Genomic DNA, 12,982 nt, shown 5'->3' with positions numbered 1-12,982 from the left:
AAAGGAGAGATTTTATGCCATATATTACAGATGTTTATGCTCGTGAAGTGTTGGATTCCCGTGGTAATCCCACGGTAGAGGTGGAAATTTTTACGGAATCAGGTGCATTTGGAGCGACACTGGTGCCAAGCGGGGCATCTACTGGTGAACATGAAGCAGTAGAATTGCGTGATGGTGATGCTGAGCGTTATTTAGGAAAGGGCGTTTTAAAAGCAGTAGAAAACGTAAACGACGTGATTGCTCCGGAACTTGTCGGTATTGATGTGACTAGGCAAAATATCATTGATCGGGTCATGTTGGAACTGGATGGAACAGATAACAAAGGAAAATTGGGAGCAAATGCGATATTGGGTGTATCCATGGCTGCCGCCCATGCTGCTGCGAGTTACCTGGAAATTCCTTTATACAACTATCTTGGCGGATTCAATGCAAAAACCTTGCCGACGCCGATGATGAATATTTTAAATGGGGGAGAACATGCGGATAATAATGTGGATATTCAAGAATTTATGATCATGCCTGTCGCTGCCCCTACGTTCCAGGCGGCATTGCGAGCGGGAACGGAGATTTTCCATGCCCTGAAAAAAGTACTAAAGGACAAGGGTTATAACACAGCAGTTGGAGATGAAGGCGGATTCGCTCCAAATCTGGCATCCAATGAAGAGGCGTTACAGACTATTGTGGAAGCGATCGAAGCTGCCGGATATAAACCGGGTGAGGAAATACAGCTGGCGATGGATGTTGCTGCTTCGGAAATTTATGAGAATGGCAATTATAATCTGAAAGGGGAAGGCGTTGTCCGTGATTCCCGGGAAATGGTTGATTGGTATGCAGAAATGGTGGAAAAGTATCCAATTATATCCATTGAAGATGGCTTAGATGAAAATGATTGGGAAGGCCATAAATTATTAACAGACCGTGTTGGCGATAAAGTTCAATTAGTAGGGGACGATCTTTTTGTAACAAACACTGCAAAACTTGCACAAGGGATTGAGCAGGGTGTCGGAAATTCCATTTTAGTCAAAGTAAACCAAATCGGAACCTTGACGGAAACATTTGAAGCTATCGAAATGGCCAAACGCGCCGGTTACACAGCAGTAGTCTCTCACCGTTCCGGGGAAACAGAAGATGCTACTATCGCTGATATTGCCGTTGCAGCAAATGCGGGTCAGATTAAAACAGGTGCTCCGTCCCGTACGGATCGTGTTGCTAAGTATAATCAGTTGCTTCGCATTGAGGATGAATTGGCCGGTATGGGCGAATATGCCGGATTGAATGCATTTTATAATTTGAAGAAGTAACATTATGATAAAAGGAAAGAGGCAGAGGGATCTGTCTCTTTTTTGATGGATAATAATAGTCTCAGGAAATGTTGGAAGCGTACTTCTTAGAACTAAGCTACTTGCAGTAATCGCGTGAAAGATTTATCATAATCGAATGGAGGTGTGGGAAATCGATATTTTAAAAGTAATTAAAGAACGCCGATCGATTCATACATTTAAAGAAGAGTTAGTGAATGAAGCTATATTAAAAGAAATTTTTACATACGGATCCTATGCGCCATCCCATTATATGAAGGAATCATGGAATGTAAAAATATACGAGGGTAATGGCAAGAATGTGTTCGTTGATTCCATTATGAAGAGCTATCAGCGGGTTGGTATGATCAAGGATAATAATGATCCTAAAACATTAAAAATGATCAAATCTATGAAAAGCTTTTTACTAGCTATTCCGCATCATGCGTTGATTTATTTTGAAAGAGAAGAGGAGCAGTTGCGCTATGAAGAGGAATATTCTTCCGTAGCAGCTTTTATCCAGAATGCACAGCTGGCAGCATGGGAATACGGCGTAGGCATGCTATGGACGATTACGCCTTATATGCATGATCCATATTTTGCGGAGGAGATTGGTTTGGATAGTGAGCGGTTCAAAATCGCTGCGGTTATGCAAATCGGTTATCCGGATCGGGTGCCGAGGGATAAAGGGAGAAAGCCTATTGAGGAGAAATTGGAGTTTATTCGGGAGTAGTATGGTTTGGATTATAGGGCTTTATTATTTGATTGACTCGAAGCATGAATTATTCTGCATACATCTTGCTCAATCTCTCACATTTGTACGTGTTAAAGAATGCAATTATTTTAATTTTTTAGTATACTACTAGTACTATTAAAAATAGAAAGGAATTGAAGCATGCTATTTAAACCCCGCAAAAAATCTACTGAATTACTCACTCTGCAATATCTTAACTCTCGAATGAAGCTTTCCGCAAAGCACAAACAGCATTATGCAAACTTGGTAAAAGGGTATGAAGGAGAAAAGAAATTTGATTTATGGACAGTAAAACTTCAATGCGATTGCCTCATATTAAATGATTTATTGCTGGAAGTGAACAACACCACATTTCAAATTGATTCGTTAATTATCACAGCAGACAGAATTTATTTTTATGAAGTAAAGAATTATGAGGGAGACTATTTATACGGCCCGGAAAAAGATGAGTTCATTAAAAAGCCGCAGCATAAGATTGTGAATCCGTTACACCAAATGGAAAAAGGGGAAACCCTATTAAATCAATTGCTGTTTAAGAATGGATTCAAGATCCCCATTGAAGCTGCTGTAGTTTTTATCAACGATGAATTCACGCTGTATCAAGCCCCTCCTCAGAAGCCAGTTATTTATCCAAACCAAATCAAAAGATATTTTAATAAGTTAAATTATCTATCTTCAAAATTAAGAAAGCATCACCATTTATTGGCAGAAAAGTTAATGTCGCTTCATATTACTAATCCGAATTATAAGAACATCCCCTCTTATTGTTATGAAGCGTTGCATAAAGGTATATTCTGTCAGGGATGTAAAGCATTTTCTATATATATTAAAGGGGAAAAATGTATATGTGAACAATGTGCATATGAAGAGATGACTTCGTCTGCAATAATGCGGGCTGTGAGAGAATTTCAGTTGCTTTTCCCAGCGAAAAAGATTACAGCGAAGATCATCCAGGACTGGTGTCAGGTCTTCAAAACAAGAAGAACAATTATTAAGGTTCTAACCCAGAATTTTGAGGTAGTAGGTGAAAATCGTTGGATCCACTACAAATAATATTCTCTCTGATACTAACTTTTGCCATTCTATGATCAAGCATGTACCAGAGCTACCCCCTCTGATACATGGTTGGTACAAATAAATATCAAGCATGTACCAGAGCCGCCCCCTCTGATACACGGTTGGTGCAAATAAATATCAAGCATGTATCAGAGCAGCCCCCTCTAATACACGGTTGGTACAAATAAATATCAAGCATGTATCAGAGCTGCTCCCTCTAATACACGGTTGGTTCAAATAAATATCAAGCATGTATCAGAGCCGCCCCGTCTAATACCCGGTTGGTGCATGTATCAGAGCAGCCCCCTCTGATACACGGTTGGTACAAATAAATATCAAGCATGTATCAGAGCAGCCCCCTCTGATACACGGTTGGTACAAATAAATATTAAGCATGTATCAGAGCCGCTCCCTCTGATACCCGGTTGGTGCAATTTAATATCAAGCATGTATTAGAACCACTCCCTCTGATACAAGATTGATGCAATTTATGCTCAATCAAGAATCAGAGACTTTGATCCAGCATCCAAGTTAAAAAGATTATTGATCGTTGTTTCGAGATGTAATACATTCATTCTTACCCAAGACCTATGTTCTACTATTAACGTAACATATCCAAAAAATTCCATCCCTCCTCATATTCAGGTAACAAGCCCCAATTATTCCGTTAACTCCCTAACAAAATTGATCACTTCGTCCTCTGTTCCCATTGCCAGAACATCTTTTATCCGGGCTGCCAATTCCTTTTTAGACAAATTACGGATTTGAGTGCGTGCAGGCAAGATCGAGGAGTGGCTCATGCTCAGTTCATCCATTCCGAGTCCGAGCAATATCGGAATGGCTATAGCATCACCGGCCATTTCACCGCACATGCCAACCCATTTTTCTTCTGCGTGCGCTGCTTCAATCACATGATGAATTAAATTCAAAATGGCCGGATGGTATGGCTGGTACAAGTAAGATACCTTTTCATTCATCCGATCTGCTGCCATGGTATATTGAATTAAATCATTCGTGCCGATACTGAAGAAATCTACTTCTTTGGCAAATTGCTTGACACTGACTGCTGTAGATGGAACTTCTACCATAATGCCAACTTCGATATCATCAGAAACATCTACACCATCCTTCAGCAATGAATCTTTTTCTTCTATTAAAATTGCTTTTGCCTGACGGAATTCTTCCAGAGTTGCAATCATCGGAAACATGATTTTTAAATTCCCATATACACTTGCCCGTAACAGGGCACGCAGCTGTGGGCGAAAAACATGTTCATTTTCCAGACAAAATCGGATGGCGCGAAAGCCTAAAAATGGGTTAAGCTCTTTAGGTAGATCCAGGTAGCTTAATTCTTTATCACCGCCAATATCCAAGGTGCGGACGACAACTGGTTTACCGTCCATTTGTTCAAGAACAGATTTATAAGCATCAAATTGCTCATCTTCTGTCGGCAGTTTATTTTTACCCATGTATAAAAATTCTGTGCGATAGAGTCCTATTCCTTCTCCGCCATTCTTTAATACTCCGGCCACATCTTCAGGCGTACCAATGTTCGCGGCCAGCTCAACCTGTTCCCCATCCTTAGTAAAAGTAGGCTCACCCTTTAATTTTGCCCATTTTTCTTTTTGTTTTTCAAAAATACCCTGTTTTTCTCTGTATAAGACCAGTTCTTCCTCAGATGGGTTTACAATTACTTCGCCTTTGTTACCATCAACAATAATGACATCACTAGGTTCAATGGCAGTGGTGATATCTTTCGTACCAACTACTGCAGGTATTTCCAATGAACGGGCCATAATAGCAGAATGAGAGGTGCGTCCCCCGATATCTGTAGCAAATCCTTTTACAAATTCTCGGTTTAATTGTGCGGTGACGGAGGGTGTTAAATCATTTGCGATTACAATTACTTCTTCGTCGATTAAGGCTGGACCAGGGAAAGTTACACCAAGTAAATGTGCCAAAACGCGCTTCGCAACATCTTGAATGTCTGCAGCACGCTCGGACATATACTCATTTTCCATATTTTTGAACATGTTGATAAACAGATCAGTGACATCTTTTAATGCGATTTCCGCCATGACGTTATCCGACTCAATTTTCTTCTTCATCGGATTGATTAGTTCCGGATCACTTAAAACGAGTAAATGGGCAGCAAAAATCTCGGCCTGCTCCTCCCCAATGCTTTTCTTTGTATGATCTCTTATTTTTTCAATTTCCTGTTTGGAAAGTTCCAATGCTTTATTTAATCTTTCTATTTCTTCATTTGGGTTATTGATCGCTGCTATTTCAAAAGACAGGTCCGGTTCCTCCAGACGATATGCTTTGGCGATAGCTATACCGGAAGATGCTTCAATTCCTGTGATTTTTAACATGATTACCAACCTTTCTACAAACAGTTTATCTGAAGCAGACAGAAGTATTGAGTCACAAACGTTTATTTATCCAATTATAAATAACAGTATAAACTTCTGTATGATCAATTTCATTTAATAGTTCATGCCGTTTATCGGCAAATAACATAGTCGTTATGTCATTTATCCCGGCTTCATAATAAAGCGTTGCTGTTTTCCAGACTCCTTTGGCATAATCACCGACTGGATCCTGTTCTCCACTAATAATAAGCAAAGGTAAATCCGCACGAATTCCCAGGTTTAATTTTTCGGACTGGATTGTTCTTATTCCTGTCATTAAATCATAGAAAAAACGTGCAGTGGGTATAAAACCGGTATACCGATCTGCCATATATGTATCCACGTTTTTTTCATCACCGGATAACCAATCGAATTCGGTCTTATTTCCTTTGATTTTTTTATTATAGCTTGCAAACACAAGTGAATTCATCAGTTTAGATTCTTCTTTTGACGGGAGTGATTTTGCCAGCTGCTGGGCAGCAAAAAGTTTCCAGCCGGGAGTATAGCCTGTACCAGATAATATAGCGCCATCCGCTGATTCACTGTATCTTTGTAAATAATATCTGATCAAAAAAGAACCCATGCTGTGACCAAATAAAAAAACAGGGACCCCGGGGTAAGACGATCTTATTTCCTTTGTAATGACATACAGGTCTTCGGCTGTACGCACAAATCCATCCTCATCTGAAAAATAGCCGAGTAACCCTTGCTTTTCACCGGTGTTTCCATGACCGCGGTGATCATTACCATAAACGAATATATTCTGTTCCAAGAGATAATTGGCAAAGTCATTATACCGTTCAATATGTTCAACCATCCCATGGGCTATTTGCACAATCGCTTTTGGCTGTATATTTGCTGTAAACCATTTTTTAACATATACTGCTACATGGTCTTCCATCATCATCCAAAATGAATTATCCATATTTGCATCCTTCCCCTTAGCATCGATTCATATTAATTATGATTGTATTTGTTCGATACGTCTACTATCATATATAGTAAAAAAGACTCTATTTGCTAAAAAGAACTTGCTATAGAAAACATATATATGCTAAAGTAAAGTATATAGAGTTGTCGGATAGAGGGGGTACCAGTAAGATATGACAGGTATTATTAATGTTTTATTAGTTATTGTTGGAATTATAATGATCGTACTTATTCTGTTGCAGCCAGGAAAAAGTGCAGGGTTATCCGGTGCTATTTCAGGCGGTGCGGAACAATTGTTTGGAAAGCAGAAAGCAAGAGGAGTAGAGTATATTCTGCATCGCGGCACGATTGCTGCTGCAGTACTCTTTTTCGGATTGGCTTTCGTAAGTGCATATTTTTTATAATAGCAACCGATCCTTACCACGACAAAGTGTTAGGGGTCTTTTTATTTTGAACGTACTAATATTTTGATCTACGGGTAAATTAGCAATGTTATTTAGCTTCGTCTGGTTCCAGCACCAGCAATATGAGCATTTACCGCAGTCCCCGATTTTCTCCAACTCCCTGGCATGACCAGGCGAATCGTAGTTGCTAATCGGACGCTTCCCCTTTTCTTCTATATGTTTAAAATTTCATCAAGCATTCCATGAGTTTTTCTAAAGAAATAAGGGTAATATAGGAAGTAGAGAAAGAAAAAGGAGCAGTGAAGAAAATGAAAGTAAAAAAACCGGCACCGTTTACGTTTAAGGCAGGGCCGCGTGCGGTATTGTTATTACATGGGTATACGGGAAATTCGGCGGATGTGAGAATGCTGGGAAGATACCTTGAAAAAAAGGGTTACACATCGCATGCGCCTATTTACCGTGGGCATGATCAGCCGCCGGAGGAACTAATAAAAGCCACCCCTGAAGAATGGTGGGAAGATGTGCAAGGTGCATTCCAGCACCTGGAAGAGCTTGGCTATAAGGAAATTGCTGTGGCTGGCCTTTCGCTGGGCGGGGTATTAGGATTGAAACTCGCGTATTCACAAAAAATAAAAGCGGTTATACCGATGTGTTCGCCAATGTTTTTCGATAATCAAACGCAGTTAACAAAAGGTTTTGAATTATATTCTACGGAATATAAACAGTTGGAAGGAAAAGATAAAGAGGTAATCGAAAATGAGGTAGAGGAGCTAATGAAAAGTTCCGAATCCAGTTTTTCCAGGCTTGGTGATTTTATAGGGAGTGTAAAAAGTGAAATAGACACGATCTATACCCCAACAATGGTTGTACAGGCGGAACAGGATGAAATGATTAATACACATAGTGCCAATTATATTTATGATCATGTGGAAGCAGATCATAAAACAATTAGATGGTATGAGGGAGCTGGGCATGTTATTACGCTAAGCAAGGAAAAAGATCAATTGCATGAGGATATTTACGAATTCCTGGAAGGGCTTGAATGGGAAGAATAATATGTAAATATATTTAAAATGGTTATATTTAACTAAAAAGGTAAACAATAGGGAAGAAAGAAGGTGAACGAAATATGAAAGATAGAATACAAGCATATTTTAAAGAAAGTGGAACAAAACCACTCGCTGTTCATGAATTAGAAGAGATACTAGAAATAAAGGAAGCTGTGGATTTTAAGGAACTAGTTAAAGCTTTAAATGAACTGGAAGATAATGGGCAACTGGTACGCACACGGAAAAACCGTTTTGGTTTACCTGAAAAAATGAATTTGATCCGTGGTAAAATCCAAATGCATGCAAAAGGATTTGCATTTTTAATACCGGATGATGAGGATACAGCCGATGTATATATCCATCATTCAGATCTGGCATCTGCCATGAATAACGATAAGGTGATGGTGCGTCCGGAATCAAATGAGCAGGATGGCGCTCGTGCAGAAGGTAAAGTAATCCGGATACTGGAAAGAGCCACAACAGATATAGTGGGTACTTTTGAAGATAATAGATCATTCGGATTTGTCATTGCTGATGATAAGCGGATTCCCAATGATATTTTTATACCTAAAGGAAATACAAATGGAGCAGTGAATGGGCATAAAGTAATTACGCGTATTACAAAGTATCCTGAAGGAAGAAAAAGTGCAGAAGGGGAAATTATTCAAATACTGGGACATAAAAATGACCCTGGAATTGATATTATATCCATTATTCATAAACATGGAATAACAGTTGATTTCCCTGATGAAGTACTGGAACAGGCAACAGCGACGCCGGAAATAATTTCTGAGGATGAAATTGAGGGCAGACGTGACTTGCGTGATGAAGTCATCGTGACCATTGATGGTGCAGATGCTAAAGATTTAGATGATGCTATCTCGGTGAAAAAATTGGAAAACGGAAATTATAAGCTTGGCGTTTACATTGCTGATGTCAGTTATTATGTTGATGAAGGAAGTGCAATTGATACGGAAGCATTTGAGCGGGGGACAAGTGTGTATCTTGTAGATCGTGTTATCCCTATGATCCCGCATCGTCTCTCCAATGGAATTTGTTCCCTGAATCCGCAGGTGGATCGTCTCACATTAGGATGTGAAATGGAAATCGACTCTGCCGGTGAAATAGTCGGGCATGAAATATTTCAAAGTGTGATTCGTTCCAAAGAGCGAATGACGTATACTGATGTGAATAAAATTCTGCTTGATAAAGATGAAGAAACCAGGGAGAAATATAAAAATTTAGTACCTTTATTTGAACGGATGGAAAAGCTGGCTGCGATTTTAAACAGAAAACGAATGGGTCGCGGGGCAATTGACTTCGATTTTAAGGAAGCTAAGGTAGTTGTAAATGAAACAGGCGAAGTGGAGGATGTTGTTTTGCGAGAGCGTTCTGTAGGCGAAAGACTGATTGAAGAGTTTATGCTTGCTGCAAATGAAACAGTCGCTGAGCATTTTCACTGGCTGGATGTTCCATTTATCCACCGTATTCACGAAGATCCGGATGAGGGTAAACTGCAGACATTTTTCGAATTCCTAGGCAGTTTCGGTTATGTTGTGAAAGGTACGGGAAACGAAATTCACCCGCAGGCCTTGCAAAAAGTATTGGAAGAAGCGAAAGGAAAATCGGAGGAAATGATTATTTCCAAGCTGATGCTGCGATCTATGAAACAGGCAAAATATGATCCGCAAAGCATCGGCCATTTTGGCTTGGCAACGGAATTTTATACACATTTCACATCGCCAATCAGGAGATATCCGGATCTTACGGTGCACCGATTGATCCGTACGTATTTGATAAATAATCAAATGGATAATAAAACACAAAGACGCTGGAAAGATGCCTTGCCGGAAGTTGCCCGGCACACATCGGAAAGAGAACGAGCTGCGGTTGATGCAGAAAGAGAGACAGATGATCTCAAGAAAGCAGAATTTATGCAAGATAAAATTGGTGAGAAATTTTCCGGTGTAATCAGTTCTGTAACAAACTTCGGCATGTTTGTTGAGCTTGAAAATACAATTGAAGGGCTCATCCATGTCAGCTACATGACGGATGATTATTATCATTATGATGAACAGAGCTATGCTATGGTTGGAGAACGTACAGCCAATGTGTACCGGATTGGTGATGAGGTCACTGTGAAGGTAGCGGACGTAAATACGGATGAAAGAACAGTTGACTTTGAACTTGTTCAGGCCGAGAAGCCAAAAAGGAAAAAGACCATTAAAGCAAAAAAAGTAAAAAATCGCTGAGCGAATGATTCGCGCTTCAGCGGTTTTTTACTTTAAGTTACTTTTACACAATGTATTAACAACAAGTTATCCGAAACGATTCTCGGTGCGCGGGTTGACCTAATAACATCTCCTCAGGGTATTCGGTTGTATCTCTATGTACCGCTTGAACTAAAACCGTCTTATGGAGATTCTCGATACGGGTTTTCAGTGCACCGGTTGCACCTAAAACATATCATTGAGTACTAGAGAATATACCCAAGACACCGCTAGTAGCGTGCAATATAATAATATAAACTTAAATTTTCAAACTCCATATAATCACTCCGAACTGGATTTAATGTACCCTCGCCCGATTGTTACTTGGGTTTTAATGTAAAATAATTCATCTAACGAAATTATTCTTACAACCTCCAGGTTTTAATACATAAACATAAAATTAAATAATTATAAAATTGCATCGGGTAAACTTTATTGTTGACTGTGAATAATTTGTTGTATACACTACAAAATATAAACAAAAAATAAGAAATTCGGTTTCACCCCGAATATTTCGGCGGAAACCCCTTAACTGTCCTTTTGAGCAGGCAACTTTTATACTTCTGAACTGTACATTAAATGAGGTTTCAAACAAAAATATCGATCCTTTGCAGAAGCTAAGGCCTCCACTTGGAAATCACCATTTGAGTCAGTTGGAATATAATGAATCTGCATGACAATAGCCCAATTTTTTTTACACACAAAGGAGGCCTTCACGATTGTCTGAAGATGTTATTTTAGCGTTCTTATTTACCCTATTTGCAGGACTTGCAACAGGGATTGGAAGTTTATTAGCTTTTTTTACAAAAACGACGAATACGAAATTTTTATCTTTTGCTTTAGGATTTTCTGCCGGGGTAATGATTTACGTGTCCTTTGTTGACATTTTCCCGAAGGCACAGGAATCACTCATTGCAGAGCTAGGGGATAGAGGCGGCGTTTGGATGACGGTTGCTGCATTTTTTGCAGGTATACTTTTGATCGCGTTAATTGATCGTTTTATTCCAAAGCATTCCAATCCGCATGAACTTAAAAAAATTGAAGATATGAAAAATCCAAGTACAGCTATTGATAATCCGGAATTGCTGAAAATGGGTATGTTTACAGCACTCGCTATTACGATCCATAACTTTCCTGAAGGGATCGCAACATTTGTATCTACTTTGCAGGACCCGGCACTGGGACTTGCAATTGCCATTGCGATCGCTATCCATAATGTACCGGAAGGGATTGCTGTATCTGTACCGATCTATTATGCTACAGGGGATAAGAAACGGGCTTTTCGGCTATCGTTATTATCCGGACTCGCAGAACCATTGGGAGCTGTAGTTGCCTTTTTAATACTTATGCCATTTTTAAATAACCTCATGTTTGGTGTTATTTTTGCGATGGTAGCTGGAATCATGGTGTTTATTTCCTTGGATGAACTGCTGCCTGCTGCCAAAAAGTATGATGAAGCGCATCTTTCTATTTATGGGGTTATAAGCGGGATGGCAGTGATGGCGTTTAGCGTACTATTATTAATGTGAATTTATTGACTTGCCGAGCGATTCCTGTTGGATTACGGGCAGATATTTGGTAAAATAATGGTCATGCAAGTAGTAGGAGGAAGTCTTATGTCAAAAAGACAGGGAAAAGTGATTGCCCAAAACAGGAAGGTCTCTCATGATTATACGATTGAAGATACGTATGAGGCCGGTATTGTACTTCAAGGTACTGAGATTAAATCAATTCGTGCCGGAAAAGTGAGTATTAAGGATTCCCATGCTAGAATTGACCGCGGTGAAGTGAAACTGATTAATCTGCACATTGCCGAATATGAACAGGGGAATCGATTTAACCATGATCCGACACGAACAAGAAAAATACTCTTGCACCGGAAAGAAATTGATAAATTGACCGGACTGATCCAGCAGCAGGGTTATGCGTTGATTCCTTTGAAAATTTATATTAAGAATGGATTTGCCAAAGTGCTGCTTGGCCTTGGAAGAGGGAAGAAGAAATACGATAAGCGTGAAGACCTGAAACGGAAACAAATGAAGCGGGATGCCGATCGAGCAATAAAAGAGCAAATGCGATAGGCCGGGATATGACCGGTATGGCTAACGAACGGTTGTACGTCAGGGGCTTGATATTTTATGTATTTCTGTTATAATTATTTATGTAAGATCTTGATAGAAGCTTAGGCAAGTCCTTAAGCGTTTCTCTTTTACGGGGACGTTCTGGATTCGACAGGGATAGGTTGAGCTTTGGTCGCACGTCGAGGTTACGGCTCGTAAAACGTTATTCGCCTAAATATAACTGGCAAAACTAACAATCAACCAGCTTTAGCTGCTGCGTAAGTAGTACTAAAGCGATCCTTCCTGCATTCGCCTGTGATGCAGATTGATGGGTCTCAAATCAAGCAGGCTATACTAGCATCCACCGTCTGAGGATGGTAGTTGAAACCAATCAGACTAGCTGCCTTAAAGCCTGTTGGCAGGCTGATAGGACAGCGAATGATAATATACCAACTAAGCGTGTAGAAGCCTAAGTGGCGATATCTCTGGACGTGGGTTCGATTAGGAAATAGTCGCCTTTTGTGGCAACACAAAAGTGATAATTCGGCTTTATCGGTGAAACCTAAGTTGCTATTTGCTTGTAAGCTTGGCAATAGGGCAATACCGAGTGGTATGTGGAGCAATCCAACAGCCATGTATCGACTTATAGGCTGCCTTCCAGGTAGTACTAGGATACGAAATGCTGCCTCACGGAGAGGTAAATATATATTTCGTATAAGACGCCGAGGAACCTGAATTATTCAGGTTCAA

General features: G+C 39.8%; 10 protein-coding genes and 1 other RNA gene. 9 read left to right on the top strand and 2 right to left on the bottom strand.

Annotated features, from left to right (window positions below; all coding sequences use genetic code 11):
* The first annotated feature begins 14 nt into the window (after positions 1-14).
* From eno to ACDX78_RS02940, 3 genes are all read left to right on the top strand, one after another.
* Positions 15-1,301, top strand: coding sequence for a phosphopyruvate hydratase (gene eno / locus ACDX78_RS02950; RefSeq protein ID WP_486025218.1), 1,287 nt, complete (start codon positions 15-17; stop codon positions 1,299-1,301).
* Positions 1,302-1,437: 136 nt separating this feature from the next.
* Positions 1,438-2,031: a nitroreductase family protein gene (locus ACDX78_RS02945; protein ID WP_486025216.1), complete on the top strand. Its 594-nt coding sequence runs from the start codon at positions 1,438-1,440 to the stop codon at positions 2,029-2,031.
* A 162-nt stretch (positions 2,032-2,193) separates the two neighbouring features.
* Positions 2,194-3,105 (top strand): nuclease-related domain-containing protein, encoded by a 912-nt coding sequence (locus ACDX78_RS02940; protein ID WP_486025214.1) that lies wholly within the window; start codon positions 2,194-2,196, stop codon positions 3,103-3,105.
* Positions 3,106-3,767: 662 nt separating this feature from the next.
* Here ACDX78_RS02940 and ptsP read toward each other — a convergent pair.
* Both ptsP and ACDX78_RS02930 read right to left on the bottom strand, forming a co-directional pair.
* Positions 3,768-5,480, bottom strand: coding sequence for a phosphoenolpyruvate--protein phosphotransferase (ptsP, locus tag ACDX78_RS02935; RefSeq protein ID WP_486025213.1), 1,713 nt, complete (start codon positions 5,478-5,480; stop codon positions 3,768-3,770).
* Between the two features lie 52 nt (positions 5,481-5,532).
* Positions 5,533-6,444: a lysophospholipase gene (locus ACDX78_RS02930; RefSeq protein ID WP_486025212.1), complete on the bottom strand. Its 912-nt coding sequence runs from the start codon at positions 6,442-6,444 to the stop codon at positions 5,533-5,535.
* A 178-nt stretch (positions 6,445-6,622) separates the two neighbouring features.
* Between ACDX78_RS02930 and secG the strand changes: the two genes are divergently transcribed.
* The 6 genes from secG to ssrA all read left to right on the top strand — a co-directional run bounded on the left by secG (position 6,623) and on the right by ssrA (position 12,736).
* On the top strand, positions 6,623-6,853 hold the full coding sequence (gene secG / locus ACDX78_RS02925; RefSeq protein WP_486025210.1) for a preprotein translocase subunit SecG: 231 nt from the start codon (positions 6,623-6,625) through the stop codon (positions 6,851-6,853).
* Between the two features lie 308 nt (positions 6,854-7,161).
* A complete protein-coding gene (locus ACDX78_RS02920; RefSeq protein WP_486025208.1) occupies positions 7,162-7,908 on the top strand; it encodes an alpha/beta hydrolase in 747 nt (248 codons plus the stop codon).
* A gap of 74 nt (positions 7,909-7,982) precedes the next feature.
* Positions 7,983-10,154 (top strand): ribonuclease R, encoded by a 2,172-nt coding sequence (rnr, locus tag ACDX78_RS02915; RefSeq protein WP_486025206.1) that lies wholly within the window; start codon positions 7,983-7,985, stop codon positions 10,152-10,154.
* Between the two features lie 737 nt (positions 10,155-10,891).
* Positions 10,892-11,701 carry a zinc transporter ZupT gene (zupT, locus tag ACDX78_RS02910; RefSeq protein ID WP_486025205.1) on the top strand — a complete coding sequence of 270 codons (810 nt, stop codon included), beginning with the start codon at positions 10,892-10,894 and terminating at the stop codon, positions 11,699-11,701.
* Between the two features lie 87 nt (positions 11,702-11,788).
* On the top strand, positions 11,789-12,253 hold the full coding sequence (gene smpB / locus ACDX78_RS02905) for an SsrA-binding protein SmpB (RefSeq protein ID WP_486025203.1): 465 nt from the start codon (positions 11,789-11,791) through the stop codon (positions 12,251-12,253).
* A gap of 140 nt (positions 12,254-12,393) precedes the next feature.
* Positions 12,394-12,736, top strand: a transfer-messenger RNA (tmRNA) gene (gene ssrA / locus ACDX78_RS02900).
* Positions 12,737-12,982: the final 246 nt, after the last annotated feature.

The sequence above is a fragment of the Virgibacillus oceani genome, assembly GCF_041521345.1.
Taxonomy (GTDB): Bacteria; Bacillota; Bacilli; order Bacillales; family Amphibacillaceae; genus Virgibacillus_N; species Virgibacillus_N oceani_A.
The sequence above is the reverse complement of the archived record's forward strand: the minus strand, read 5'-3'. Positions and strand labels throughout refer to the sequence as shown.

Excerpts from the sequence above, each read along its gene's own strand:
- ACDX78_RS02920 (WP_486025208.1), top strand. The coding sequence starts at position 7,162 with ATGAAAGTAAAAAAACCGGCACCGTTTACGTTTAAGGCAGGGCCGCGT.
- ptsP (WP_486025213.1), bottom strand. The coding sequence starts at position 5,480 with ATGTTAAAAATCACAGGAATTGAAGCATCTTCCGGTATAGCTATCGCC.
- rnr (WP_486025206.1), top strand. The coding sequence starts at position 7,983 with ATGAAAGATAGAATACAAGCATATTTTAAAGAAAGTGGAACAAAACCA.
- ACDX78_RS02940 (WP_486025214.1), top strand. The coding sequence starts at position 2,194 with ATGCTATTTAAACCCCGCAAAAAATCTACTGAATTACTCACTCTGCAA.
- eno (WP_486025218.1), top strand. The coding sequence starts at position 15 with ATGCCATATATTACAGATGTTTATGCTCGTGAAGTGTTGGATTCCCGT.
- smpB (WP_486025203.1), top strand. The coding sequence starts at position 11,789 with ATGTCAAAAAGACAGGGAAAAGTGATTGCCCAAAACAGGAAGGTCTCT.
- secG (WP_486025210.1), top strand. The coding sequence starts at position 6,623 with ATGACAGGTATTATTAATGTTTTATTAGTTATTGTTGGAATTATAATG.
- ACDX78_RS02945 (WP_486025216.1), top strand. The coding sequence starts at position 1,438 with ATGGAGGTGTGGGAAATCGATATTTTAAAAGTAATTAAAGAACGCCGA.
- ACDX78_RS02930 (WP_486025212.1), bottom strand. The coding sequence starts at position 6,444 with ATGGATAATTCATTTTGGATGATGATGGAAGACCATGTAGCAGTATAT.